The sequence below is a fragment of the Paralimibaculum aggregatum genome (assembly GCF_030270585.1).
GTDB classification, from domain to species: domain Bacteria; phylum Pseudomonadota; class Alphaproteobacteria; order Rhodobacterales; family Rhodobacteraceae; genus Thermohalobaculum; species Thermohalobaculum aggregatum.
Genome location: NZ_BSYI01000001.1, coordinates 101,176 through 127,241, shown reverse-complemented (window position 1 = coordinate 127,241; position 26,066 = coordinate 101,176). Strand labels below are relative to the sequence as shown.

Genomic DNA, 26,066 nt, shown 5'->3' with positions numbered 1-26,066 from the left:
CCGCTGCCGGTCCCTGTCCCGCTTCTCCTGCCATATAGACGCCCGCCGCGGCCGGCGCCAATGTTACAATATTACATCTGGCCGCGGCGAGACGCCGCCCGCTACACGAGCCGGTGAGCGGCTGACACATTGCCTTCACGTCAGGCGGCGCGCGCCCATCTCGTGGCAGTGCTCCGGGCGCCGCCCCGGCCACGCCGGAGCAACGAAAGACGACCCGCGACAGCAAGGGAGGACCCGAATGCCGGTCACGCGAAAGATACTCCTGGTGGACGACGACGCCGATCTGCGCGAGGCGCTTGCCGAGCAACTCATGCTCATGGAGGAATTCGACGTCTTCGAGGCCGAGACCGGCCAGGCGGGGCTCGACCGCGCCAGGGGCGAGATGCACGATCTCGTGATCCTCGATGTCGGCCTGCCGGACATGGACGGCCGCGAGGTCTGCCGCCTGATGCGCCGGCAGGGCGTGAAATGCCCGGTGATCATGCTCACCGGCCATACCTCCGACAGCGACACCATCCTCGGGCTCGACAGCGGCGCCAACGACTACATGGCCAAGCCGTTCAAGTTCCCGGTGCTGCTGGCGCGGATCCGGGCGCAGCTGCGCCAGCACGAGCAGTCGGAGGACGCGGTGTTCCAGATCGGCCCCTACGCCTTCCACCCGAGCCAGAAGCTGCTGGTCGACGAGGCGGAGAAGAAGATCCGCCTGACCGAGAAGGAGACCAACATCCTCAAGTTCCTCTACCGCGCCGGCGGCCGGATGGTGGAGCGCGACACGCTGCTGCGCGAGGTCTGGGGCTACAATGCCGAGGTGACGACCCACACGCTGGAGACGCATATCTATCGCCTGCGCCAGAAGATCGAGCCGGAACCGGCGAATGCGCGCATCCTGGTGACCGAAACCGGCGGCTACCGGCTCGGTCTCTGAGCCGGCGGGGGCGGCCCGGAATGTGATTGCATCTCCCTTGAAGGCCCCCGGAACCGGAACCATATTGTTTGTCAAGGAGGCAATGATCCCCCCCCGATCGCTTGCCTCCCTGCGGACGGGTTCCCCCTCACCCCGTCCGCACCCCCCCCCTTTTTTCCGTCAGGCTGAATATTCGCGAACCAAGCGGAAGAAATCGGTTTCCGACATCACGATCATGTCGTGACCTTCGGAGATGAGCGTTTCGGCGCGCAGCTGTTTCGAGGATTTCTCCGGCCACTCGGGGCGTCTCCCTCCCGACGAACCCACAACGAGCAACGAGACCTTTCGCGAGACGCTGCCCTTCACGCAGAGCCCCAGACCATGGGCGATATCGGCCGCCTCTTCGCGGGGCACCGAGAGATCGCCGGTAAAGACCACAGCCATCCCGAAGAGGGGGCCGGCGGGATCACCGTCTCTCCTGACCTTCTTTCCAGCGAACTCGGGGCGCTTTCGCGGCGGTTTCGGCCGGGAGAACCAGTCCTCCAGCGTCAGTCCCGTCTCCTTGCATGCCCTTATCAGGATCTCGGCACATACGCGCGCGTCCTCCCCGGCATCGTGGTGGCGGAACTCTATGCCAAACGCCTTTGCCACTGCCTTGAGGCCATAGCCACTCCGGCCAAAACGCTGGGGCCATCTGGCGCGTGCGACAGCGGCAGTGTCGACCCAATCTGCCTCCACCATCTTGAGATCGGCCTGTTCACAAGCGATGCCGAGTGCGTTCCTGTCAAATAGCGTGTGAGACGCAATCGCATGCTCTCCGAATATCTCGAGGGCTCTCGGGAAAACCTCGGCAAATCTTGGTTCTCCAGCAACATGATCCACCGTGATCTTGTGAATCATCGTGTTCCTGGGATTGAAATCTGTTCCCGGATCGACCAGCGATACAAAGGTATTGGCAAGTTTTCCCTGCCTTACGACAGCGAGGCCGATCTGACAGATGCTTCCGGGATCAGAGTTCGCGGTTTCGACATCAATGGCGGTAAAATTTAGATCACGCATGAAGTACTCTCGAGGCGCGCAATGTGTTCCTGAATTACTCTGGGTACACTAAGCGTTCCAAATATTCTTGCGCAACCGGATTTGGCGCGCGGCCAACGGGCGGCGCGCATCCGCTCTTGCCCCGGCGCGCGCGGGCGGTCACTTTGCCCCCTCTCCGGCCCCCGGGCCGGCATCCCGGCAGACCAGGCCCGACAGAACAGGGGGAGAGCCCATGCGCGCCACCATCGCCACGTGGAACATCAACTCGGTCCGGCTCCGCGTCGAGCTGGTGGCGGCCTTCCTCGAGCAGGAGGCGCCCGACGTGCTCTGCCTGCAGGAGACCAAGTCGCCGGTGGACAAGATCCCCGCCGAGCGCTTCGCCGAGCTGGGCTACAGCCACATGGCCGCGCGCGGGGAGAAGGGCTACAACGGCGTCGCGATCATCTCCCGGATCCCGCTCGAGCCGCTCGGGCACGAGGATTTCTGCGGCAAGGGCGATGCCCGGCACGTCGCGGCGCGGCTGCCCGGCGGCGTGGCGCTGCACAATTTCTACGTGCCCGCCGGCGGCGACGAGGCGAACCGCGACACCAACCCGAAATTCGCCCACAAGCTCGATTTCGTCGCCGAGATGGCGGACTGGGGCCGCGGCCTCGACGGCCCGGCGATCGCGGTGGGCGATCTCAACATCGCGCCGCTCGAGCACGATGTCTGGTCGCACAGGCAGATGCTCAAGGTGGTCAGCCACACCCCCGTCGAGGTCGAGGCCTTCGAGGCCGCCCGCGCCGCCGGCGGCTGGGGCGACGTGACCCGCGCCGACATCTCCCCGGAGGAGAAGCTCTATTCCTGGTGGTCCTACCGCGCGAAGGACTGGGCGCTGGCCGATCGCGGCCGCCGGCTCGACCATATCTGGGCGCGCGGCGGGGCGGCGGCGGTGCCGGGCTCCTCGCGCGTGCTGAAGCCCTGGCGCGGCGTCGAGAAACCCTCGGACCACGTGCCGGTGATCGCCGCCTTCGAGCTCGGCTGAGGCGCCGGCCTTGGGCTCCGTCCTCGCCGTCCTCGTCGACCCGATCCTGCCGGTCTTCGCGATCCTGGCCTTCGGCTTCGCCATGGGGCGGTCCGGGCGGATCAGCGTCGAGGAGGCGCGGCTGATCAACCGCTTCGCGATGTCGGTGCTGCTGCCGATCATGATCTTCGGGCTGATCGCGACGGCGCCGGTGCGCAGCTTCTCCGTCGTGCCGCTGGCGGTCTATGCCGGGGCGGAAGCGCTGGTCTTCGCCGCCGGGTTCTGGCTCGCGCGGGTCTGGCTCGCCCGCCCGGCGCCGGAGGCGCTGCTGCTCGCCTTCGGCGGCATCTTCGCCAACAACGCGTTCTACGTGCTGCCGATCGCGCGGCTGCTGCACGGCGATGCCGGCGCGCTGCCGGTGACCGCCATCGTGACCCTCGACGCCACCGTCACCTTCGCCGCCGCGATCGTGGCGCTGCAGGTGCTCTCGCTCGGCCAGGTCTCGCTGGGGATGGTGGCGGCGCGGCTGGCGGGGACGCCGCTGCTGCAGGCGATCCTCGCCGGCTTCGCGGTGGCGCTGGCCGGGGTCGCGCTGCCCGGGCCGGTGAAGACCTTCCTCGACTTCAACGGCGCGGCGGCGGCGCCGGTGGCGCTGTTCGCGCTCGGCGTGGTGCTGTCGCAGACGCCGTTCCGCGCCGACCGGACGGTGGCGGTCTTCGCCGGCGTCAAGCTGGTGGCCTTCCCCGCGGCGGTGGCGGTCGGGCTGGCGCTCTTCGCCGGCGCGGCGCCGGGGCAGGAGCTGACGCTGCTCGGCGCCGCCGGGCCGGCGGGGGCGATGGCATTCAGCCTCGCGCTGCTCTACGGCGTGCGCACCGATGCCATCGCGCAGGTGATCGTCTGGACCAGCCTGCTCACCCTGCCGACCCTCGCGCTGCTGGCCTGAGGCCCGTCGGCGCAGGTGCGGGCGGAAGGGTGACGGCAGCGAGATCGCCGCCGCTGCCGGCGAGACGGCTCGCAGTTCCGGGCAGCGCCATGTCATCGCTCGCGGCACGGACCAGGGCGCGGGATGTCGCCCGGGGGCGGGGGGTCACGCAAGGCAGGCCCACGGAGGCGGCTCGTGGCGGTGCACCGCGCTGGTGGCCTAGGGGCGAGGCCGGCGGGCTAGGGGGCGGCGTCGGCCCCGCGCGCCGGCCACCATCCGGTCGGCGCGATGGCGATTCGGGATGGCAAACAGTCACCCGAGGCGATCAAACCGGCTGCGGGCGCCCCGGAAGCGAAGCGGGAAACTCGCCGGGCACTGCCCCTGCGCGGCTGCGTCGCCGGCCGGCGGGGACCGGCACGCTGAACCCGGCCTGGAGCGGCGGCCTGTTCGGGGCGGCGCCCCGGCAGGAACGAACGCAGCCGCCCGAGCCGGACGGGATCGCCTTCCCCGCATCGCGCAGGAGATCGGTCGATCACGCCGTGCAGGTCGCCGGCCCGGCAGGGGGCCGCACCGCCCGAATCGAGGACGTTGCGGATCGTGCCGCTGCCGCGGCCGCCCGTCCGGATGCGCTGCGCGAGCCGGTCACCGGTGCCGGCAGTGCTGCCATGGCGCTGGCCGAAGCGGCCCTGCCGGCCCGGGTGAGACCCGCGGTCGCGGCGAGGGTCGCCGGATGCCGGGAGCGTGACCTGGCGCTGCCACGCCACATCGGGGCGAGTGCGCTGCCCGCCTCGTCCGGGGTGCCGGCGCCGCCCGCCGCGCCGCGGCAGCGCCTGCACGAACGCGCCAGCACGGCGCGGCCGGAAGCCGCCACGACACTGCCGGCACCGCCGCGCCTGCATCCGCAGGGGCGTTTCAGCGTTTCCGCGGGCGCGCCCGGTCGTGGCGGGAGGGAAGGCACCGGCCAGCCCGACGGCAACCGGCCTCCACCCGCCGCGCCCGATCACGCCACCCCGCCGCCGATCGCGCGGGCATGTCGGCGCGGGGGAGCGGGGGCCGGGACGGTGCCGCCGCATGTCATGCGACCGGCGCCTTGGTCTCGCTCCCGTCCGCCCCCCGGCGCCACCGATCCGGCCGGAGGGGGCGGTTCAGAAGCCGGTGCAGTCGCCCTCCTCGATGACGAAGAGCTCGGGGTTGACCGAGACGTTGGAGCGGGTGTCGGAGAGCGCCACCGTGGTCGTCAGCCCCTGCGCATCGACCACCACCCACTGCGTCAGCGCCAGCGGCACCTCGGTGAAGATCATGGTGATCGAGCCCTGGTCCGGCGCGTCCGGATCGATCGCGCGCACCCTGAGCTGGCCCTCGCCGCGGGTGATCGCCTGCACCGCGCCCTCGGTCCGGAAGTCCACCCGGTCGCGCAGCAGCAGGTCGAGCGGGGTCTCCTCCAGCGGATAGCGCTCGAAGCTCTCCAGCTCGCGGTCGCAGACCCCGACCCAGGTGCCGTCGGCGACGATCAGCGCCGGGTTCGGCGGGCGGTAGTCGAAGCGCAGCCGCCCGGGCCGGCGCATCGTGAAGGTGCCGCGCGAGAGCCCGCCCTCGGCGTCGATCTGCACGAAGTCGCCGGCCAGCGTGGTCAGCCCGTTGAGATAGTTGGAGATGCGCAGGAGATCGCGCTGGTCGACGCCCTGGGCGCCCGCCGGCGCACCGAGGGTCGCGGTGAGGCCCGCGGCGAGGAGAAGCGCCGCACCGAGCGTCCGCTTCAGGCTCTGTTGCCACATATGCTCCGTCCTTTCCAGGTTTCCCGTGCGTCAGGCGCAGGGCTCGGCTATTCTGGTCCCGGTCCGCTTCGCACGGCTGGCGCGGCGAGAAAAGCCCCCGGCGCTTCCGGCGCCCGGCCCGGCACCGCGGTTTCCACGTATCTGGCGGCGCATCCCGGCGGTGACGTGAATTTTCCTCCTGCCCCCGCCATCGCCGGACTGGACGGTCTCGATGACCGGATCACCGACCAGTGAACTCGGAACGACCAGGAGAACATCATGCGTATTTCCCGTCTCGCGACCGCCGCTGCCGCCCTCGCCATCGGCCTGACCCTCGCCGGCGCCGCCACCACCGCCTCCGCGGGCGGCTGCGGCGCGAGCTACCGTGTCGGCTATGGCGACACCCTCGCCGGCATCGCCGCCCGCTGCGGCACCTCGGTCTACGCGCTGATGCAGGCCAATCCCTACATCCGCAACCCGCACCACATCGTCGCCGGCTGGGTGCTGAACATCCCGCAGAGCGGCTATGGCTCGGGCGGCGGCTACGGCTACCAGCAGCCGCCGAAATACAAGAAGGGCTACGGCTACCAGTACAACAGCTACAGGGGCGGCAGCTACGGCTACAGCGCCCGCGGCTACAAGATCACCTACAGGAGCCATGCCGGCTACGGCGCCCGCGGTGGCTACGGCCACGGCTCGTATTCGGGCGGGTCCTATTCGGGCGGCTCGTATTCGGGTGGGTCGCATTCCGGCGGCACCTATGGCCACCAGGGCGGCGGCTCGTCGTATGGCGGCTACCACGGCGGCCATGTGGTGAACTACAACGAGTATCAGGGCTACGGCTACTGATCCGGGCCTGCACCGAAATGTCGGGACGGGGCGGCGCCGGCTGCCCCGCCTGCGCCTGTCCGGCGGCCTGAGGGGGCGCCGCGTCCGGCCTCGGCGCCGGTGGCGATGTCCGGCCCGCGGCGCGGCTGCGGGCGAACCGCCGGCGGCACCGTCTCCCCGCCCGGACCGCTCGCCGGACGTCTGCCTTCCCGCCCCGGTGCCACCGGCGAGAGGCTGGCACCGCGCCGCGGGCGCTGGCCGTGCCACGGGCCGCTCGGCCCGACGCGGCGCTTCGGGCGCGCGCCGGAGCATCCGCGCGGCGGCCGGCGCTCAGCGTTCCTCGATCAGGATCTCGCGCTTGCCGACGGCATTGGCCGGGGAGACCACGCCCTGGTCCTCCATCTGCTCCACCAGGCGCGCCGCCTTGTTGTAGCCGATCTGGAGCTTTCTCTGGATGTAGCTCGTCGAGCATTTCCGGTCGCGCGCGACGATCGCCACCGCCTTGTCGTAGAGCTCGTCCTCGCTGTCCCCCGAGCTGGCGAGGCCGAGCTTCTCCTCGACCATGGCCTGGGTCTCCTCGTCGCCGCCGTCGATCACCGCGTAGACATAGTCCGGCGCGCCGAGCGACTTCAGGTGGTTGACCACCTCCTCGACCTCGTCGTCCGAGACGAAGGGCCCGTGCACGCGGCGCACCCGGCCGCCCGGCGCCATGTAGAGCATGTCGCCCTGGCCGAGCAGCTGCTCCGCGCCCTGCTCGCCGAGGATCGTCCGGCTGTCGATCTTCGAGGTCACCTGGAAGGAGATCCGCGTCGGGAAGTTGGCCTTGATGGTGCCGGTGATGACATCCACCGAGGGGCGCTGCGTCGCCATGATGAGATGGATGCCGGAGGCGCGGGCCATCTGCGCGAGGCGCTGGATGCAGGCCTCGATCTCCTTGCCGGCGACCATCATCAGGTCCGCCATCTCGTCGACGATCACCACGATCAGCGGCATCGCCTCGGGCACGATGGTCTCGGTCTCGAAGACCGGCTCGCCGGTGTCCTCGTCGAAGCCGGTCTGCACGGTGCGCGAGAAGTTCTCGCCGCGGGCCAGCGCCTCGCGCACCCGGGCGTTGTAGCCCTCGAGGTTGCGCACCCCCATCTTCGACATCTTGCGGTAGCGCTCCTCCATCTCGCCGACCACCCATTTCAGCGCCACCAGCGCCTTCTTGGGGTCGGTCACGACAGGGGCGAGCAGATGCGGGATGCGGTCATAGACCGAGAGCTCGAGCATCTTCGGGTCGATCATGATCAGGCGGCACTGCTCGGGGCTCAGGCGATAGAGCAGGCTGAGGATCATGGTGTTGATCGCCACCGACTTGCCCGAGCCGGTGGTGCCGGCGATCAGCAGGTGGGGCATCTTGGCGAGGTTGGCGATGCAGGGCGTGCCCTCGATCGACTTGCCGAGGGCGAGCGCCAGGGCATGGCGCGATTCGGCGTATTCCTCGGCTTCCAGAACCTCGCGCAGATAGACCGTCTCGCGCTTCACGTTGGGCAGCTCGATGCCGATCACCGAGCGGCCGGGCACGGTGGAGACGCGGGCCGAGAGCGCCGACATCGAGCGCGCGATGTCGTCGGCGAGGCCGATCACCCGGGCCGCCTTCAGCCCCGGCGCCGGCTCGAGCTCGTAGAGCGTGACCACCGGGCCGGGCTTCACCGCGACGATCTCGCCGCGCACGCCGTAATCGGCGAGCACCGTCTCGAGCTGGCGGGCATTCTCCTCGAGCGCGAGCTCGGAGAGCGGCTCGTTGCTGCCGGCGGGATAGGGCTCCTGCAGCAGGTCGAGCGGCGGCGCGTCATAGGGCGCGGGCGCCGGGTCGGCCGGGGCCTCGCCGGGGGCGGCGGGGCGGAGCGTCTCGTCGTCGTCGTCCTCGTCGTCGTCGGTGGCGCGGTTCAGCAGGCGCGAGGTGCTGCCGATCAGCGTGTCCTCCGGCGCGGCGGGGGCCGGGGCGGGCGGGGCGGCGGGGGCGATGCGGGGCCCCCGCGGGATCTCGGGCCCGGCAGCGGCGCCGGCCGCCTCGCGCCCGTCGCCGAACGCCTCGTCATGCGGGTCGGCGGGCGCCGGCGGGCGCTCGTCGCCGGCGGCCGGCATGGCGCGGGGTGCGCCGGCGGCCTCCGGCATCAGCGCGCGCATCGCCGCCTCGCGGTCGAGCCCGAGCGCATCGGCCTCGCGCGCGGCGTCCCGGTCGGCCTGGCTGAGTGCCTCGGCCGAGCGGCTGAGCTTGCGGATCGCGGCGCCGAGGGCGCTGTCGGCAGCGCTCGCCTCGGCCGGAGCGGCCTCCACGGCGGCGGGGACGATGCGGCTGCGCCGGGGCGAGCCGGGGCCGGCGATGGCCGGCTCGCGGCGATCGGCTGCGCCGGCGGGGGCGTCGTCCGCCGCCGCCGGTTCCGGGCGGCGGGTCCTGCCGAGGCCGATGCCGGCGATCCGGGCGCCGAGGCCGGCGGGCCGGGCCGGGGGCTCGGCCGCCTCCGCCGTCTCCGGCGCGTCCGGCACAGGCGCCCGGGGGGCGATCTTCGGCGCCGCCTCCCGCGCCCGGCGCATGCGCACCTGCCTGGCACCGGCGGTCGCGGCCGCGCCCATGCCCTGGCGCGCCACCATGCCGAGCGAGCCCAGCATCCAGCCGCCGAGCGCCCGCGCCTCGGCGAGCGTCATGCCGAGCGCCGCCGCCCAGCTCGCCAGCGCCGCCGCTCCCAGCACCGCCGAGAGCGCGCGCACGCCGGCATCCTCGGCCAGCGGCAGCACCCGCAGCAGCGCCAGCGCGCCATTGTCGCCGAGATGCCCGCCGAGGCCGACCGTCAGCGGCCAGCTCTCCGGCGGGGTGTGGGTGGAGGCGAAGAGCGCGCCGAGGATCACCGCGATCGGCAGCAGCAGCAGCCGCGCCCAGATCCGCTCGTCGCCGCGGTGCAGCACGAGCCGCAGCCCCCAGACCACCGGGAAGATCACCAGGAACCAGGCGCTGCGGCCGAGCACCCGCGTCAGCGGATCGGCCAGCACCGCGCCGGGGCGCCCGAGCCAGTTGACCGGCGCCGCGCCGGGGGCGCTGAACTGGCTCGGATCGGCGGCGTCGTAGCTCGCCAGCGCCAGCCCGAGCAGCAGCCCCAGCGTCAGGAAGGCGAGCCCCCAGAGCTCGGCCAGCCTGCGGCGCACCGCCAGTTGGGTCCCGGTCTCGGCCATCTGCGCGGTTCCCCCCTCGCCACCGAAGCCACCTGCGAATAGCGCCATGTTCCCTGTCTCCCTTCGGCGCGTCAGGTCAAGACCCGGGCGACCGCCTCGAGCCCGCGGCGCACATCCGCCGCCGGCGCCACCAGCGCAAGTCTCAGATAGGCCGCGCCCGGATCGCCGCCGCCCAGCCGCTCGGAAACGGGCCGCGAGAGATAGGCGCCGGGCAGGGCGCGCACCCCCGCCTCGCGCCAGAGCCGGAGCGCCGCCGCCTCGCCGTCGCCGAGCTCGAGCCAGAGGAAGAAGCCCGCCTCCGGCGCCGCATAGCCCGGCAGATTGCCGAGGATCTCGTCGGCGATGGCGAACTTCTCCTGATAGAGCGCGCGGTTGGCCCCGACATGCGCCTCGTCGGCCCAGGTGGCGGCGGCGGCATGCTGCGCCGGGATCGGCAGCGGCGCCCCGGCATAGGCGCGCAGCTGCAGCATCCGCGCGCGGTTCTCCGGCCCGGTGCAGGCGAAGCCCGAGCGCAGCCCCGCGAGGTTCGACCGCTTGGAGAGCGAGTGGAACACCACCAGCCGCTCCGGGTCGCCGCGATCGGCGCTCAGCACCTCGAGCGCGCCGACGGGCGGGCGCTCGCGCCAGATCTCCGAGTAGCACTCGTCGGCGAAGATGCGGAAATCGTGGCGCTCGGCCAGCGCGAACAGCCGCCGCCAGTAGCCGGCATCGGCGCAGGCGCCCTGCGGATTGGCCGGCGCGCATATGTAGACCACCGTGGTCCGCGCCAGCAGGTCTTCCGGCAGCGCGGCGAAATCCGGCAGGTGCCCGGTGGCGGCCGTGGCCGGGACATAGACCGGCTCGGCGCCCGCGGTGATCGCCGCCACGGCATAGCACTGGTAGAACGGGTTCGGCATCAGCACCGCCGGGCGCTGGCCGTTCTTGGCCTCGGGCGAGAGCGCGATGCAGGCGGCGAAGAGCCCCTCGCGGGTGCCGTTGAGCGGCAGGATCGAGTGCTCCGGGTCGCGGTAGGCCTCGGCCACGCCATAGCGCCGGGCGAGCCAGTCGGAGATCGCGCCGCGCAGCTCCGGCAGCCCCTCGTTGGGCGGGTATCGCGAGAGCGAGGCGCTGTGCTCCAGCATGATCGGGCCGACGAAATCCGGCACCGGGTGCTGCGGCTCCCCGATCGACATCGCAATGGGATCGCCGCCAGGCGGCGTGTCGCCGAGAAGCCGCCGGAGCCTCGGAAAGGCATATTCCGGCAGGCTCTCGAAACGCGCTGGAAACTGCATCTCTGCCCGCTTTCGAACCTGTCCGACGTCTGTCGCGCCGCGTGGGCGGACAATAGCCGAGTGGGACCGCACAGTCCAGAAGTGCGAACGAATCGAGCCCGCCGGTCTCCGATCCGCCGCCGATTCTGCCCCTATGTCAGGCGGCGAGCAGCGGCTCCAGCGCCCGCGCCCAGGCGACCAGCCGGCGCTCCTGGTGCGGCCCCTCGAACAGCATCAGCCCGCAATGCGTCTCCGGCAGCGGCAGGGTGATCGCCGAGAGCCCGAGCAGGTTGGCGATGCGGGTGTTGCGCAGCGCCAGCAGGTTGCGCTCGGTGTAGTACGCCTCGTCGGCCTCGAGGCGGGCGACCTCCGGCGGCAGGCAGGCGACGCTCGGCATCGCGATCGGCCCGGCGCTGGCGATGCGCGCGGCGAGCGCGCGGCCGATGCGGGCGAACTCGGCCCGCGCCTCGGCATCCTTCGCCGGGTCCACCGCCTTGCCGGAGCGGAAGCGCGCCTCGATCGGCGGATACATCACGCCGGGCGCCGCCTCGATGGTCTCGGCCCAGGTCGTCCAGGCCTCGGCGGTGACGATCGGGCTGAGCCGGCCGGCCACCTCGAAGGTCTCGGCGAATTCCGGGCAGGGGCCGCGCAGCGGCGCGATGCCGGCCTGCGCCAGCCGCTCGATCGCCGCCTCGAAGGCCGCCAGCGGCTCCGGGTCGCAGCCCTCGAGCACCACGGTCTCGGCGACCTGCAGGCCGGCCGGCCGCGCCGGCTCCGGCAGCGGCGCGAAGGGCGCCCCCGAGAGCGCGGCGAGCAGCAGCCCGGCATCCTCCACCGTGCGCGCCAGCGGGCCCACCGTGTCGAGGCTGGCGGCGAGCGGCACCACGCCCTCGCCGGAGAGCAGCCCCGCCGTGGTCTTCAGCCCGACCAGCCCGTTCCAGGCGGCCGGGATGCGCACCGAGCCGCCGGTGTCCGAGCCGATCCCGGCGCTCGCCAGCCGCCGCACCGTGGAGACCGCGGCGCCGGAGGAGGAGCCCCCCGGCGCGCGCTCGGGCGCCAGCGCATTCGGCGGCGTCGCGGTCATCGGGTTGACGCCGAGGCCGGAGAAGGCGAGCTCGGAGAGATGCGTCTTGCCGAGGCAGACCAGCCCGGCCGCGGTGGCGTGGGTGAGCACCTCGGCATCGCGCCCGGGCGCGCGGCCGGCCAGCAGCCGGGTGCCGGCCTCGGTCGCCACATGGGCGGTGTCGATATTGTCCTTCCAGCTCACCGGCACGCCGTCGAGCGGGCCGGCGGGGCGGCCCTCGCCGACGCGGGCGGCGGCGGCGGCGGCCTCGTCGCGGGCGCGGTCAGGGGTGAGCCGGGCATAGATCAGAGGATGCTCGGGATCGGCGGCGATCGCCTCGAGATAGCTCTCGGTCAGATCGCGCGGGTCGAGCCGCCCCTCGGCGATGGCGCGTCCCTGCGCCGCGGCGGTCTCGCCTCTCCAGTCCGTCATCCTGTCCTCCGCATCGTGTGGTTGGGGCCCGCCCGCGCCCGCTTTGGTCGCACCCCGGGAGGTTGGACATTCGGGCAGCGCGCCCGGATAGTAAAGCCCATGACGGACAGGGATTTCGACATCGCGATCGTCGGCGGCGGCCTCGTCGGCTCGGCGCTCGCACTGGTGCTGGCGCGGGCCGGGCTCTCGGTCGCGCTGCTCGACCGGGTGGCGGCGGAAACCCGCGCCGCGCCGGATTTCGACGGGCGCGCCTATGCGGTGGCGCTCGGCTCGTCGCGGCTGCTCGCCGTGGCCGGGCTCTGGGCGCGGCTGGCACCGCAGGCGCAGGAGATCCGCGACATCGAGGTGGGCGAGGGCGCGGGCTCGCCGGCGCTGCTGCATTTCGACCCGCGCGGGCTGGTCGAGCGGCCGGTGGGCTGGATCGTCGAGGACCATCACCTGCGCCTCGCGCTGCTCGAGGCGCTGGCGGCGCCGGAGGCCGGGGCGACGCATCTGGCACCCGCCGCGGTGGCTTCGGTGGACTATGCCCCCGGCGCGGCGCGGATCGCGCTCGAGGACGGGCGTGCGATCACCGCGCGGCTCGCCGTGGCGGCGGACGGGCGGCGCTCCGCGCTCGCCGCGGCGGCCGGGATCGGGCGCATCGGCTGGAGCTATGCGCAGACCGGGCTGGTGGCGGCGGTGGCGCACGAGGCCGAGCATGGCGGGCTGGCGCATCAGAGCTTCTTCCCCGGCGGGCCCTTCGCGGTGCTGCCGCTCACCGGGCGGCGCTCGGCCATCGTCTGGTCGGAGGAGGCGGGCCGGGCGGCGGCGCTGATGCGGCTCGGGGAGGACGCCTATCTGGCGGAGCTTCGCCGGCGGATCGGGCCGCGGCTCGGCCGGCTCGCGCTGATCGGGCGGCGCTGGGCCTATCCGCTCGATCTCACCCTGGCCGAGCGCTATGCCGCGCCGCGGCTGGCGCTGGTCGGCGATGCGGCGCATGGCGTGCACCCGATCGCCGGGCAGGGGATGAACATGGGGCTGCGCGACGTCGCGGCGCTGGCCGAGGTGCTGGTCGAGGCGGCGCGGCGCGGCGAGGATATCGGCGCCATCGACGTGCTGCGGCGCTACGAGGCCTGGCGGCGCTTCGACGCCGGCTGCCTGGCGCTCGGCATGGATGCGCTGAACCGGCTGTTCTCGAATGCGAGCGGCGCGCTCTCGGTGCTGCGCCAGGCCGGGCTCGCGGCGGTGGGGGCGAGCCCGGCGCTCGGGCGCGCGCTGATGCGCGAGGCGGAAGGGCTGGCCGGCGAGGTGCCGCGGCTGATGCGGGGCGAGCCGCTGTGAGCGGCGGCGCCGACGGCGCGGGGCGCGGGCCCGCCGCCTCCCCCGCCCACCCACCCGGAGGCGGCGGGCCCGCGCCGGCTGGCGGGGCGGCGGTCGGCGCGCTGTTCGACCGGGACGCCGCCGGCTACGACGCCGAGCGGCGCCGGCTGGTGCCGGATCTCGACGAATTCTACGATGCCGGGGTCGCGGCGCTCGGGGCCCTGCCGCGCGGCGCGCGGGTGCTCGATCTCGGCGCCGGCACCGGGCTCTTCGCGGCGCGGGTCGCCCTCGCCCATCCGGGCGCGCGGCTGGTGCTGCAGGATGTCGCGCCGGGGATGCTGGCGCTGGCCGGGGCGCGTTTCGCCGGGCTCGGCCTGCCGGCGCCGGAGACCCGCCTGGCCGACATGGCCGGCTCGCTCCCCGAGGGGCGCTTCGATGCGGTGATCTCCGCGCTCGCGATCCATCATCTCGAGCATCCGGCACAGGCTGCCCTGTTCCGCGGGATCGCGAGGATCCTGGCGCCGGGCGGGCGCTTCGTCGATGCCGAGCAGATCCTGCAGCCGGACCCGGCGGCCGAGGCGGCGGCCGATCGGGCATGGGAGGCGGCGGCCCGTGCGGCGGGCGCCGGCGATGCCGCGCTCGCCGCGGCGCGGGCGCGCATGGCGCATGACCGCTGCGCCACCGTCACGGACCTCCTCGCCTGGCTCGGGGCGGCGGACTTCGCCGCGCACTGCCCCTGGGCAAGGGGCCGGTTCGCCGTGCTCGCCGGCATCCGCCAGAGCTGAGGCGCGCGCCGCAGGCCGGTGGGGGAGCGGAGCCTCTCCACCGGGCCGGCCGGTCGCCGGGGTGGGCGGGGCCTGCGGCGCGCGCCGGCGCTGCCTGCCTCACGGCCCGCCGACTTCAGCCCGCCGCGTTCAGCCAGATGCGTTCAGCCCTCGAGGTCCCGGCGCACCGTGTCCCGGTTCAGCATCGCCCGGGTCTCGTCATATCGGTCGAAGGTGTCGTCGATCACGAATTTCAGGTCGGGCGAGTATTTCAGGCTGAGCCGGCGGTCCACCGAGCGGCGGATCTCGCCGCGGGCCTCCATCAGCGCGGCGATCGCGCCCTCGGGATCGCGCCCGCCGAGCGGCATCACATAGACCGTCGCCTGGCGCAGATCCGGCGAGGGGCGCACCTCGGTCACCGTGATCGAGGCCGCCGCCATGCCGAGCCCGTGCGCCTCGCCGCGCATCAGCACCTCGGCCAGCGCGCGCCGGATCGTCTCCCCGACCCGGAGCTGGCGCTGGCTGGGGCCGCGTGCGCCGCCCTTGTTCCTGTCCCTGGCCATCTGCTTGACCTCCTGTGCCTGGCGGTGCGAGCCTCGCCCCCGGGAGGACCCGCGATGCAGCCCGGTGGCGTGCTCGAAACCGCAGTCTATGCCGAGGATCTCGCCGCTGCCGAGGCTTTCTACGGCGGCCTGCTCGGCCTCGAGCCGGTGCTGCGCGAGCCCGGCCGTCATGTCTTCTTCCGATGCGGGGCGGGGATGCTGCTGGTCTTCGATCCCGGCGCCACCGCCAACCCGCCCGCCCCGGGCAGCCGGCTGCCGGTGCCGCCGCATGGCGCCCGTGGCCCCGGCCATCTCTGCTTCCGCGCCAGCGCGGCGGAGCTCGAGGACTGGACCGCGCGTCTCGCGGCGGCCGGGGTCGCGATCGAGGCGGATTTCCGGTGGCCGAACGGCGCGCGCTCGGTCTATGTCCGCGATCCTGCCGGCAATTCGGTGGAGTTTGCCGAGCCCCGGCTCTGGGGGCTCGACTGAGAGATGGCGGGCAGGGCCGTGGCCCCGCCCCGGATCAGAGCGTGCGCTCCACGGTCTTGCGCTCGAAGATCTCGATGACGTCGCCCTCGCGGATGTCCTCGTAGTTCTCGAAGGCCATGCCGCATTCCTGGCCGACCGGGACCTCCTTGACCTCGTCCTTGAAGCGCTTGAGCGTCTTCAACGTGCCCTCGTGGATCACCACGTTGTCGCGCAGCAGGCGCACGCCCGCCGAGCGCCGCGCGACGCCCTCGGTGACCTGGCAGCCGGCGACCTTGCCGACGCCCGAGACCTTGAAGACCTGCTTGATCTCGGCATAGCCGATGAAGGTCTCCTGCACCTCCGGCGAGAGCAGGCCCGAGGCCGCCGCCTTCACGTCGTCCACCAGGTCGTAGATGATCGAGTAGTAGCGGATCTCGACCCCCTTCTGGTTGGCGGCGTTGCGGGCCGGCGCATTGGCACGCACGTTGAAGCCGATGATCGGCGCGCCCGAGGCCTCGGCGAGGTTGACGTCCGATTCGGTGATCGCACCGACGCCGGAATGCAGGATCTGGATCCGCACCTCGTCGTTGCCGATCTTCTCGAGCGCCTGCACGATCGCCTCGGTCGAGCCCTGCACGTCCGCCTTCACGACGATCGGCAGCTCGCTGACGTTCTCGTCCGACTTGGCCTGGGCCAGCAGCTGGTCGAGCGAGGCGCGGCTGCCGGCGGCGGCCACCTTCTCGCGCGCCTTGCGGTGGCGGTAGTCGGCGATCTCGCGCGCCTTGGCCTCGTCCTCGACGACGTTGAGCACGTCGCCGGCCTCCGGCGTGCCGTTGAGCCCGAGCACCTCGACCGGCACCGACGGCCCGGCCTCGGTGATCCGCTCGCCCTGGTCGTTGATCAGCGCGCGCACCTTGCCCCACTGCTCGCCGACGACGAAGATGTCGCCGGTGCGCAGGGTGCCGCGCTGCACCAGCACGGTGGCCACGGGGCCGCGGCCGACATCCAGCTTGGCCTCGATCACCGCGCCCTCGGCCGGCCGCCCCGGGTTGGCCTTCAGCTCCAGCAGCTCGGACTGTAGCGTGATGTTCTCGACCAGCGTGTCGAGCCCCTGGCCGGTGAGGGCCGAGACCTCGACATCGAGCACGTCGCCGCCCATGCCCTCGACCACGATCTCGTGGCGCAGCAGCTCGGTGCGGACCTGGTTGGCATCGGCGCCCGGCTTGTCGATCTTGTTGATCGCCACGATCATCGGCACCTCGGCCGCCTTGGCGTGGGAGATCGCCTCGATCGTCTGCGGCATCACGCTGTCATCGGCCGCGACCACCAGGATCACGATATCCGTCACCTGCGCGCCGCGGGCACGCATCGAGGTGAAGGCGGCGTGGCCCGGCGTGTCGAGGAAGGTGATCTTGGCGCCGGCCTCGGTGTTGATCTGGTAGGCGCCAATATGCTGCGTGATGCCGCCGGCCTCGCCGGCCACGACATTGGTCTTGCGCAGCGCGTCGAGCAGCGAGGTCTTGCCGTGGTCGACATGACCCATGATGGTCACCACGGGCGCACGCGGCTCGAGGTCGCCCTCGGAATCCTCTGCGCTCTCGATCGACTGTTCCACATCCGCCTCCGAGACGCGTTTCACCCGGTGGCCGAACTCCTCGATGATGAGCTCGGCGGTGTCCTGGTCGATCGACTGGTTCTGCGTGGCCATGATGTCGTTCTTCATCAGGGCCTTGATGACGTCGGCAACCCGCTCGGCCATGCGGTTGGCGAGTTCCTGGACGGTGATGACCTCCGGCAGCGTGACGTCCCGGATGACCTTCTCCCGCGTCTCCTGGTGGCCGCGCGACTTGCGCTTCTCGCGCTCCTGGCGCCGGCGCATCGCCGCCAGCGAGCGCTGCCGGCCGTCCTCGTCGCCGCCGAGCTTGGAGATGGTCAGGCGGCCGGTACGCCGCTTGTCCTCGCCGCGGCCCTTGTTGGGCGTCGGCTGCTCCTTCTCGCGCTTCTTGGTCTGCGGCATCGGCTTGTTGCGGCCGCGGCCGTCGTCGCCGTCGTCCTTGGAGCGGGGCGATGCCGGGCTCGCGGCCTGGCCCTCGGCCGCCGCGGCGCGCTTGGGCTTCGGCGCGGCCTGCTCGCCCGGCAGCGGCGCGGGGGTCGCCCCGGCAGCCGCCTCGGCGGCGCGCTGGCGCTCCGCCTTCTCGCGGCGCTCGGCCTCCTCGGCGGCGGTGCGCTTGGCCTCCGCCTCCTCGGCCTCGCGGCGCTTGGCCTCGGCTTCCTCGGCCTCGCGGCGCTTGGCCTCGGCGGCTTCCTCGGCGGCCCGCTTGGCATCCTCGGCGGCCTGCTTGGCCTCCTCCTCGGCACGGCGCTTGGCGTCCTCGACGGCACGCCGCCGGGCCTCTTCCTCGTGCTTCTTGGCCTGCTTCAGGGCCTCGAGGCGGCGCGCGTATTCCTCGTCCGAGAGCGAGCGCAGCATCTGCGGCTTGCCGCCCCGGTTCTGGCCGCGCCCGCGCGGCGCGTCGCCGGCAGCCTGGCCGCCGCCGCCGCGGCGATTGCCGCCGCTGCCGCCATCGGCCCGGCCGCCGCCGCTGCGCGCAGGCGCGCTGTCGGCGCGCCCGGCCTCGGCACCCTGCGGACGGCTCTTGGTGGCGACGCTGGCGCCGCCCTGGCCGGCCGAGGCCGTCGATTTCACGCTCGCTGCGGTCTTGACGCTGGCCGCACCGCCGGAGGCCTGGGCGGCGCCGGCCGCGCCGCCGCTGCCCGGTGCGGTGAGCACGCGCTTACGCTTCTTTTCCACGACCACCGGCTTGGTCGCGCCGCCGCGGCTCGGCGGGCGTCCGCCGCCGCGCCCGCCGCCAGGACCTCCGCGTCCGCCGCGTGCCGCCGGTTTCTTGTCGCCGCTATCCGTGTCGCTCATCCGCCATCCCGTACTGGGCCCGGAACGGGCCCGCTTGCATCACTGTCATCTTCGGGCGCGCGGGGCCGAATGCCCTCCGCGCCATCGGTCGTGCAATCCGTGCCGGGGCCTTGCCCGGCCTGCTCCATCGGTCCGTCGGCGCCCGATTGCCCGGCGCCCCGGAGACCTGCCAGCCGCTCGGCCTCGCGAAGCGCCCGTTCCGCGATCCCGCCCGCGTCGAGAGCGGCATGTATCGCAAAATCGCGCCCGAAAGCCAAACCCAATTCCCGGGCCGACAACAGCCCGATCACCGGCCAGCCCCTGGCCAGCCGGCGCAGTTTCCCGCGCCCGTCGGCGGCACCCTCGGCCGCCTCGAGCAGCACGCCCGGCGCGTTCGCCGCCCGCAGCCTCTCCCGGGTCTTCTCGAACCCGGTTACCGCCTGGCCGGCCTTTCGCGCCAGCGCGACCTGCGCCACCAGCCGGTCGGCGAGCAGGCTCTCGAGCCTGTCTGCCAGATCCGGCGTCACCTCGGCCGGCCCCCGGAAGGCCCGGGCGAACAGCCGCTTCGCGACTGCCTTTTCCACCAAGGCGCGCTCTGAGGTCAACCACACGCCGCGTCCGGGCAGCTTCTCGGCCAGATCCGGCACCACCCGATTCTCCGGGTCGCGCACGAACCTTATCAGCCCTCGGCGCGTTCCGCTCTCGCCGGTGACGATGCAGCGCCGCTCCGGGCCGTCAGCCCTGTTCTTCGCGCGCCCGCCGCGGCTCATCGCCTGTCCGTCTCCGTCGATGCCGGTTCCGTGCCCGAGCGCCATGCCGCGCGCCCCGCTGCCCGCGCGGATCAGATCCGCGCGGACGTCTCCGCATCGGCGAACGGGGATGTGCCCGCGGCCTCGCCGGTCTCGCCGGCCTCCGCCTCGGCGGCGGCGGCCTCGATATCCTCGTCGGTGACGATCTCCGAGGGATCGACCATGCCGAGATCGACCCGCGCCTTCATCACCAGATACTGCGCCTCCTCGAGGCCGATGTCGAAGGGCTCGAGCAGCCCGTCATCCTTCACCCGCTTGCCGTCGATCGTGGTGTAGCCGCCGGCCAGCTCCCAGTCGGCGCAGGTGGCGAACTCCTCCAGCGAGGTGATCCCGTCCTTGGCGAGCGCCAGAACCATCTGCGGGGTCAGCCCCTCGAAGCCGATCAGGTCGTCGCCGGCGCCGAGCTCGCGGGCCTCGGCGAGGGCCTTCTGGTTGACCTCCTCGAGGCTCTCGCGGGCACGGGCCTGCAGCTCCTCGGCGGTCTCCTCGTCGAAGCCGTCGATCGAGGACAGCTCGTCGATCTCGACGAAGGCGACCTCCTCGAGCGAGGCGAAGCCCTCGGAGACCAGCAGCTGCGCCACCATCTCGTCGACGTTGAGCGTCTCCATGAACATCTGGCTGCGCTCGTTGAACTCCTGCTGACGGCGCTCCGATTCCTCGGCCTCCGTCATGATGTCGATGTCCCAGCCGGTGAGCTGGCTGGCGAGGCGCACGTTCTGCCCGCGCCGGCCGATCGCCTGGGAGAGCTGCTCGTCCGGCACCACCACCTCGATGCGGCGGGCATCCTCGTCCATCACCACCTTGACCACCTCGGCCGGCTGCAGCGCCGAGACGATGAAGGCGGCGGCATCGTCGACCCAGGGGATGATGTCGATCTTCTCGCCCTGGAGCTCGTTGACCACCGCCTGCACGCGGGAGCCCCGCATGCCGACGCAGGCGCCGACCGGGTCGATGCCGCTGTCGTGGCTCAGCACGCCGATCTTGGCCCGGCTGCCCGGGTCGCGCGCCACCGCCTTGATCTCGATGACCCCGTCGTAGATCTCCGGGACCTCCATCTGGAACAGCTTCGCCATGAATTCCGGCGCGGTGCGCGACAGGAAGATCTGCGGCCCCCGCGCCTCGCGCCGCACATCCCTGATATAGGCACGGATGCGGTCGCCGACACGGTAGCTCTCGCGCGGGATCAGCTGGTCGCGGCGGAGAATCGCCTCGGCGCGGGAGAGATCGACCACCACGTTGCCGTATTCCACCCGCTTGACCACGCCGTTGATGATCTCGCCGATTCGGTCCTTGAATTCCTCGTACTGGCGCTCGCGCTCGGCCTCGCGCACCTTCTGCACGATGACCTGCTTGGCGGTCTGTGCGGCGATGCGGCCGAAATCCATCGGCGGCAGCGGGTCGGTGATGAAATCGCCGATCTGCGCCTCGGGGTTCTTCAGCCGGGCCTCCTCGAGCGCGATCTCGGTGAAGTGGTTCTCCACCTCCTCGACGATCTCCATGGCGCGCGACATGTGCACCTCGCCCGACTTGCGGTCGATGAAGGCGCGGATGTCGTATTCGGCGCCGTAGCGCGAGCGCGCCGCCTTGCCGAGGCTCTCCTCCATCGCCTCGAGCACCAGCTCGCGGTCGATCAGCTTCTCGCGGGCGACCGCATCGGCGATCTGCAACAGCTCCAGTCGGTTGGCACTGACCATGGCTCAGGCGTCCTTCCAATCGTTGAGGGCGGGCGCGGCGGGGTCCTGATCCGCTGCCTCGGTCTCCTCCGGCTCTTCCTCGATGGCGTCGAAGGCGCTCTCGTCGATGTCCACGCGGCCCTCGGAGGCCTTCAGGCTCTCGGCCACCAGCTCGTCGGTCAGGATCAGCTTGGCATCGCCCAGCCAGTCGAATTCCAGCCCGACGACGCCCTCGTCGATCTCCACCAGCACCTCGGTGCCCTCGACGCCGGCCAGCAGCCCCTTGAAGCGGCGCCGGCCCTCGATGGCCTCCTCGGTCTCGATCCTGGCCTCGTAGCCCTCCCAGCGGGCGAAATCCTCCAGCCGGGTGAGCGGCCGGTCGATCCCGGGGCTCGAGACCTCGAGGTTGTACTCGTCGGTGATCGGGTCCTCGACGTCGAGCACCGCCGAAATGGCGCGCGACAGCTCGGCACAGTCCTCGATCTCCATGCGGCCGTCCGGGCGCTCGGCCATCACCTGCAGCGTCTTGGTCTTGCCGCCCATCAGGCGAAGGCGTACCAGCGCGAAGCCCATCCCCTCGACGGTCGGGCGGACGATCTCGGCCAGCCGGCGGTCGAACGGCGCTTTCGCGACAAGATCTGCCATGGGCAACATGCTCCTCGGACGGACGGTGGCGCGCCTTGGCCGCGCCACGCATGATCTCCCGTTCCTGTCTCGGAGAACATATGGCCCAGCGGGCCTTCGCGGGCCGCGCCGGGCTGGCGCGCCCTTAGCGATTTGCCGCAACACATACGCCCGGCACCGCCCGGATGCAAGCCCCGAGCTGCCGCGAAGGTCGCCGTCGCCGGGGGCGCTCCGGGAGGCGCCGGAGCGGTCCCGATCGTTAACCCTTCATTCAGTTTTGTACAGTTCCCTCGGATAGGCGCGTTCGGATCATTCTCCGCTTGACAGCTCCGCCCTGCCGGCCCGTCCTTGCCGGAGAGCGCAGCCGGCGGAGACGCATCGGCAGCGGGCGCGCCGCAGGCCCGTCGGGGCGGGCGCCGGCGAACCGGAACGGACTGGTGTATGGATGTATTCGAGCTGATCCTGCTGGCCGGCCCCTCGGCGGCGCTTCTCGGCATCAGCGCCGGCGTCGCGGTCGGCGACGTGCGCGACCGCCGGCGGATGGACCGGCTGCGCGCGCGGCTCGAGCAGGCGCCGCATCCTTCGCTGCTCACGCGGTTCTCAGGCCGGGCGATCGCCGCCAATCGGGCCTTCGAGGCGCTGGCCCCGATGCGCGCCGGGATCGAGGCCACCCTCGGCGGCTGCCTCGAGCGCTGCGGCGCCGCGGCGATCTACCGGCTCAGCCAGGGCGCCCGGCGGCTCGGCTTCGCGGTGCTGCCGGTGGCGCTGCGCGGCAGCGCCGAGCCGCGCTATCTCGGCGTCTGGGCGGCGGAGGACGGGCACCTGCTCTGGTCGCTGCTCACCGCCGAGGCGCTGGCCGAGGCGGCGCCGGCGCTGGTCGCCTCGCCCTACCAGCACGCACCCTTCGCCCATGTCGCGTTCGGGGAGGGCGAATCGCCCCTCGTCAACACCGCCTTCGCGCAGCAGTTCGGGCGCGATCCGGCGCCGGTGCTGGCGGCGCTGCCCGGCAGCGCCCGCGCCGAGGGCGACCGGGTGCTGCTGACCCGGCGCGACGGGCATGTAGGCATCTACCGCGCCTTCCTCGGCGAGACCGGCGGCACGCAGGACCCGGCCGAATGGGCCGCCCCGGTGCCGGCGGCCGCCGCGCCCGGAGACGGGCAGGCGGGCGGGGCGGGGCGCGAGCTCTTCCTGTTTCCCGTGGCGCGCGAGGGCTATGCCCGCTCCGGCCCGACCCGGGTGCTCGAGCTGGTGCCGGTGGCGCTGGCGCAGTTCGAGACCGACGGCACGCTGCTCTGGTGCAATTCCCGCGCCCGCGAGATCCTGTCGGACCGGGCCCGCCCCGGCGCCAATCTCACCGATCTCTTCGTGCCGCTCGGCCAGCCCGGCGCGACGCTCGAGGCGGCGGCGCTGGCGGCCCAGCCGGGCGGGCGCGGGCGCGGCCAGATGGTCCAGCTCAAGGGGGCCGACACCTTCCTGCAGATCGCCCTCACCCGGGTCTCGCTCTATGCCCGCGAGACCCTGATCGCGGTGCTGACCGATGCCTCGCAGCTGCGCCAGCTCGAGGACCAGTTCGCCCAGAGCCAGAAGATGGAGGCGGTCGGCAAGCTGGCCGGCGGCGTCGCGCACGACTTCAACAACGTGCTCACCGCCATCGTCGGGCATTGCGACCTGCTGCTGCTGCGCAAGGATGCCAGCCACCCGGACTATTCCGACCTGATGCAGATCACCCAGAACGCCAACCGCGCCGCCGCGCTGGTGCGCCAGCTCCTCGCCTTCTCGCGCAAGCAGACGCTGAAGCCCGAGATCCTCTCGGTGCAGGACGTGGTCTCCGAGACCCACTACATGCTCAACCGGCTGGTCGGCGAGACCACCAGCCTGGTGCTCGATATCGGGCCGGATCTCTGGTTCGTGCGCGCCGATCACCAGCAGCTCGAGCAGGTGCTGCTCAATCTCGTGGTGAACGCGCGCGACGCGATGCGGGGCACTGGCACCGTCACCATCTCGGTGCGCAACGTCACCCGCGACCTGCGCGAGGGCGCCAAGCGCGAGCCGGCGGGGGACTATGTGGAGATCCGAATCACCGATACCGGCCCGGGCATCGACCCGGAGGTGATCGACAAGGTCTTCGACCCCTTCTTCACCACCAAGCCCAAGGGCGAGGGCACCGGGCTCGGCCTCTCCACCGTCTACGGCATCGTCAAGCAGTCGGGCGGCTACATCTTCGCCGAGAATGCCGGGGGCGGCGGCGCCTGCTTCCGCATCCTGCTGCCGCGCGCCAGCGAGCAGCGCCCGGCGCCGCCGGAGCCGGTCGAGGCGCAGCAGCCGCGGCGCGATCTCACCGGGCGCGGCTCGGTGCTGCTGGTCGAGGACGAGCATCCGGTGCGGGCCTTCGCGGCGCGGGCGCTGAAGCTGCGCGGCTACGAGGTGGCGGAGGCGGCGACGGCGGAGGACGCGATGGAGATCCTCGCCGATCCGGAGTTCCAGGTGGACCTGCTGGTCTCCGACGTGGTGATGCCGGGGATGGACGGGCCGACCTTCGCCGCCAAGGCGCGCCAGATGCGCCCGGGGCTGCGGCTGATCTTCGTCTCCGGCTATGCCGAGGAGAGCTTCCGCAAGAACCTCACCGAGACGGATTTCCACTTCCTGCCCAAGCCCTTCTCGCTCAACGAGCTGACCGCCAAGGTCAAGGAGGCGCTGGCCGAGATGCCGGTGGAGTGAGGCCCCGGCAGCCGCGGTGCCGGCGCGTTAACCAATCCTTCACCCTTGCAGTCCCCAATGTTGGAAAAAGACGGCGTTTGATGCAAGTTTGTTCTGTATTCGTTTCAGTCAATGTGCGAACGTTGAGCGAACGAGGCAGGACCATAGATGGGAACCACAGAGGTGGCAGGCGGCGGCAGGCGGTAGCAGGCGGTGGCCAAAGGTGGCCAACGGCGGCCCGGCCCGCCCGCATCGCCGGCAGGGCAGGCGCCCGGCCGCGGCGATGCACGGGCCCGATTGCCCCGCTGCCGGCCGATGTGGAATAAGGAGACCGTGAGATGACCGACGGGTTGCTCAAGCTTGACGAAAGGCGGAGCATGGACAAGCAGAAGGCGCTGGATTCCGCGCTCGCGCAGATCGAGCGGAATTTCGGCAAGGGCTCGATCATGAGGCTCGGCCAGCGCGACGTGATGGATGTCGAGGCGGTCTCCACCGGCTCGCTCGGTCTCGACATCGCGCTCGGCATCGGCGGCCTGCCGAAGGGCCGCATCATCGAGATCTACGGGCCGGAGAGCTCGGGCAAGACCACGCTCGCGCTGCACTGCGTCGCCGAGGAGCAGAAGCTCGGCGGGGTCTGCGCCTTCGTCGATGCCGAGCACGCGCTCGACCCGGTCTATGCCCGCAAGCTGGGGGTGGATGTCGACGAGCTGCTGATCTCGCAGCCGGATGCCGGCGAGCAGGCGCTCGAGATCACCGACACGCTGGTGCGCTCCGGCGCGATCTCCTGCGTGGTGGTCGATTCGGTCGCGGCGCTGACCCCGAAGGCCGAGCTCGAGGGCGACATGGGCGACGCCACCGTCGGCGCCCAGGCGCGGCTGATGAGCCAGGCGATGCGCAAGCTCACCGCCTCGATCTCCCGCTCGAAATGCATGGTGATCTTCATCAACCAGATCCGCATGAAGATCGGCGTGATGTTCGGCTCGCCCGAGACCACCACCGGCGGCAACGCGCTCAAGTTCTACTCCTCGGTGCGGCTCGACATCCGCCGCATCGGCTCGATCAAGGACCGCGACGAGGTCGTCGGCAACCAGACCCGGGTCAAGGTGGTGAAGAACAAGGTGGCGCCGCCGTTCCGCCAGGTCGAGTTCGACATCATGTATGGCGAGGGCATCTCCAAGACCGGCGAGCTGGTCGATCTCGGCGTCAAGGCCGGGGTGGTGGAGAAATCCGGCTCCTGGTTCTCCTTCTCCGACCAGCGCATCGGCCAGGGCCGCGAGAACGCCAAGAAGTTCCTGCGCGACAACCCGGACATCGCGCTGACCATCGAGGACAAGATCCGCGCCGCGCACGGGCTCGACTTCGCCCTCGGCATGTCCGACGACGACAGCGAGGTGGTCGAGGGCTGAGCCCGTGACCGAGACCGCGGAGGGCGCGGAGGGCGCGGCGGAGGCCCGGCTGCGCGCGCTCTGCCTCGCGCTGCCCGAGGCCACCGAGAAGACCGCCTGGGGCGCCCCGACCTTCCGGGTGCGCGACAGGATCTTCGCCATGCTCAAGGCGGGCGACGGGCATCCCTCGGTCTGGATGAAGGCGCCGGAGGGCGCGCAGGAGGTGCTGGTCGGCGCCGATCCCGCGCGCTTCTTCCGCCCGCCCTATGTCGGCCATCGCGGCTGGATCGGCATGCGGCTCGACGCGACCCCCGACGGCGCGGCGGTGGACTGGGACGAGGTCGCGCGGCTGGTGCGGCGCAGCTTCGCGCTCACCGCGCCGAAGCGGCTGGCGGCCCGGCTCGGCGGCTGAAACCGGTCTCCCGGGGCCTGCGCGGGCCCCCGCGGCGCCGGCACCGGTGGACAGCCGGTTGACTGCCGCGCTAGAGGTGCGCGACCAGCACAGCGC

General features: G+C 72.2%; 20 protein-coding genes. 10 read left to right on the top strand and 10 right to left on the bottom strand.

What is annotated here, in order from left to right:
• Positions 1–238: 238 nt before the first annotated feature.
• Positions 239–925, top strand: a complete 687-nt coding sequence (locus QSJ97_RS00515) for a response regulator transcription factor (protein WP_285669514.1) — start codon at positions 239–241, stop codon at positions 923–925.
• A gap of 159 nt (positions 926–1,084) precedes the next feature.
• On the opposite strand, the gene QSJ97_RS00510 is transcribed toward QSJ97_RS00515, so the two are convergent.
• Positions 1,085–1,963, bottom strand: a complete 879-nt coding sequence (locus QSJ97_RS00510) for an exonuclease domain-containing protein (protein WP_285669513.1) — start codon at positions 1,961–1,963, stop codon at positions 1,085–1,087.
• 211 nt (positions 1,964–2,174) lie between these two features.
• Here QSJ97_RS00510 and QSJ97_RS00505 point away from each other — a divergent pair, with 211 nt between their 5' ends.
• Together QSJ97_RS00505 and QSJ97_RS00500 are read left to right on the top strand one after the other, a co-directional pair.
• Positions 2,175–2,966: an exodeoxyribonuclease III gene (locus QSJ97_RS00505; RefSeq protein WP_285669512.1), complete on the top strand. Its 792-nt coding sequence runs from the start codon at positions 2,175–2,177 to the stop codon at positions 2,964–2,966.
• A gap of 10 nt (positions 2,967–2,976) precedes the next feature.
• Entirely contained in the window at positions 2,977–3,888 is a 912-nt protein-coding gene (locus tag QSJ97_RS00500) for an AEC family transporter (RefSeq protein ID WP_285669511.1), read from the top strand.
• 1,124 nt (positions 3,889–5,012) lie between these two features.
• On the opposite strand, the gene QSJ97_RS00495 is transcribed toward QSJ97_RS00500, so the two are convergent.
• The gene (locus QSJ97_RS00495; protein WP_285669510.1) at positions 5,013–5,642 is read right to left on the bottom strand and encodes a LolA family protein; all 630 of its coding nucleotides are present in this window, start codon (positions 5,640–5,642) and stop codon (positions 5,013–5,015) included.
• 258 nt (positions 5,643–5,900) lie between these two features.
• On the opposite strand from QSJ97_RS00495, the gene QSJ97_RS00490 reads away from it, so the two are divergent.
• A complete protein-coding gene (locus tag QSJ97_RS00490) occupies positions 5,901–6,470 on the top strand; it encodes a LysM peptidoglycan-binding domain-containing protein (protein WP_285669509.1) in 570 nt (189 codons plus the stop codon).
• 309 nt (positions 6,471–6,779) lie between these two features.
• On the opposite strand, the gene QSJ97_RS00485 is transcribed toward QSJ97_RS00490, so the two are convergent.
• The 3 genes from QSJ97_RS00485 to QSJ97_RS00475 all read right to left on the bottom strand — a co-directional run bounded on the left by QSJ97_RS00485 (position 6,780) and on the right by QSJ97_RS00475 (position 12,407).
• The gene (locus QSJ97_RS00485; RefSeq protein ID WP_285669508.1) at positions 6,780–9,710 is read right to left on the bottom strand and encodes a DNA translocase FtsK; all 2,931 of its coding nucleotides are present in this window, start codon (positions 9,708–9,710) and stop codon (positions 6,780–6,782) included.
• Between the two features lie 23 nt (positions 9,711–9,733).
• Positions 9,734–10,933 carry an aminotransferase class I/II-fold pyridoxal phosphate-dependent enzyme gene (locus QSJ97_RS00480; protein WP_285669507.1) on the bottom strand — a complete coding sequence of 400 codons (1,200 nt, stop codon included), beginning with the start codon at positions 10,931–10,933 and terminating at the stop codon, positions 9,734–9,736.
• 136 nt (positions 10,934–11,069) lie between these two features.
• Complete coding sequence (locus tag QSJ97_RS00475; RefSeq protein ID WP_285669506.1) at positions 11,070–12,407, bottom strand: amidase; 1,338 nt, start codon at positions 12,405–12,407, stop codon at positions 11,070–11,072.
• Between the two features lie 99 nt (positions 12,408–12,506).
• On the opposite strand from QSJ97_RS00475, the gene QSJ97_RS00470 reads away from it, so the two are divergent.
• Together QSJ97_RS00470 and QSJ97_RS00465 are read left to right on the top strand one after the other, a co-directional pair.
• A complete protein-coding gene (locus QSJ97_RS00470) occupies positions 12,507–13,727 on the top strand; it encodes a UbiH/UbiF/VisC/COQ6 family ubiquinone biosynthesis hydroxylase (RefSeq protein ID WP_285669505.1) in 1,221 nt (406 codons plus the stop codon).
• Positions 13,724–14,491 (top strand): class I SAM-dependent methyltransferase, encoded by a 768-nt coding sequence (locus QSJ97_RS00465; protein WP_285669504.1) that lies wholly within the window; start codon positions 13,724–13,726, stop codon positions 14,489–14,491. Before QSJ97_RS00470 ends, QSJ97_RS00465 begins: the two co-directional genes overlap by 4 nt.
• Positions 14,492–14,634: 143 nt before the next feature.
• On the opposite strand, the gene rbfA is transcribed toward QSJ97_RS00465, so the two are convergent.
• Positions 14,635–15,033, bottom strand: coding sequence for a 30S ribosome-binding factor RbfA (gene rbfA, locus QSJ97_RS00460; protein WP_285669503.1), 399 nt, complete (start codon positions 15,031–15,033; stop codon positions 14,635–14,637).
• Between the two features lie 54 nt (positions 15,034–15,087).
• Here rbfA and QSJ97_RS00455 point away from each other — a divergent pair, with 54 nt between their 5' ends.
• Positions 15,088–15,501 (top strand): VOC family protein, encoded by a 414-nt coding sequence (locus QSJ97_RS00455; RefSeq protein WP_285669502.1) that lies wholly within the window; start codon positions 15,088–15,090, stop codon positions 15,499–15,501.
• A 34-nt stretch (positions 15,502–15,535) separates the two neighbouring features.
• Here the strand turns inward: QSJ97_RS00455 and infB are convergent, their stop codons facing one another.
• From infB to rimP, 4 genes are read right to left on the bottom strand one after another with little or no spacing between them, the layout of a single operon-like run.
• Positions 15,536–18,391, bottom strand: coding sequence for a translation initiation factor IF-2 (infB, locus tag QSJ97_RS00450; RefSeq protein WP_285669501.1), 2,856 nt, complete (start codon positions 18,389–18,391; stop codon positions 15,536–15,538).
• Entirely contained in the window at positions 18,388–19,185 is a 798-nt protein-coding gene (locus QSJ97_RS00445) for an RNA-binding protein (RefSeq protein ID WP_352231040.1), read from the bottom strand. The genes infB and QSJ97_RS00445 overlap by 4 nt, the downstream gene beginning before the upstream one ends.
• A 26-nt stretch (positions 19,186–19,211) precedes the next feature.
• Positions 19,212–20,873, bottom strand: coding sequence for a transcription termination factor NusA (gene nusA, locus QSJ97_RS00440; protein WP_285669500.1), 1,662 nt, complete (start codon positions 20,871–20,873; stop codon positions 19,212–19,214).
• 3 nt (positions 20,874–20,876) lie between these two features.
• Positions 20,877–21,497, bottom strand: a complete 621-nt coding sequence (gene rimP / locus QSJ97_RS00435; protein WP_285669498.1) for a ribosome maturation factor RimP — start codon at positions 21,495–21,497, stop codon at positions 20,877–20,879.
• A 420-nt stretch (positions 21,498–21,917) separates the two neighbouring features.
• On the opposite strand from rimP, the gene QSJ97_RS00430 reads away from it, so the two are divergent.
• The 3 genes from QSJ97_RS00430 to QSJ97_RS00420 all read left to right on the top strand — a co-directional run bounded on the left by QSJ97_RS00430 (position 21,918) and on the right by QSJ97_RS00420 (position 25,970).
• Positions 21,918–24,194 carry an ATP-binding protein gene (locus QSJ97_RS00430; RefSeq protein WP_285669497.1) on the top strand — a complete coding sequence of 759 codons (2,277 nt, stop codon included), beginning with the start codon at positions 21,918–21,920 and terminating at the stop codon, positions 24,192–24,194.
• A gap of 317 nt (positions 24,195–24,511) precedes the next feature.
• On the top strand, positions 24,512–25,579 hold the full coding sequence (gene recA / locus QSJ97_RS00425; protein ID WP_285669496.1) for a recombinase RecA: 1,068 nt from the start codon (positions 24,512–24,514) through the stop codon (positions 25,577–25,579).
• Positions 25,580–25,583: 4 nt separating this feature from the next.
• A complete protein-coding gene (locus tag QSJ97_RS00420) occupies positions 25,584–25,970 on the top strand; it encodes an MmcQ/YjbR family DNA-binding protein (protein ID WP_285669495.1) in 387 nt (128 codons plus the stop codon).
• Positions 25,971–26,066 lie beyond the last annotated feature (96 nt).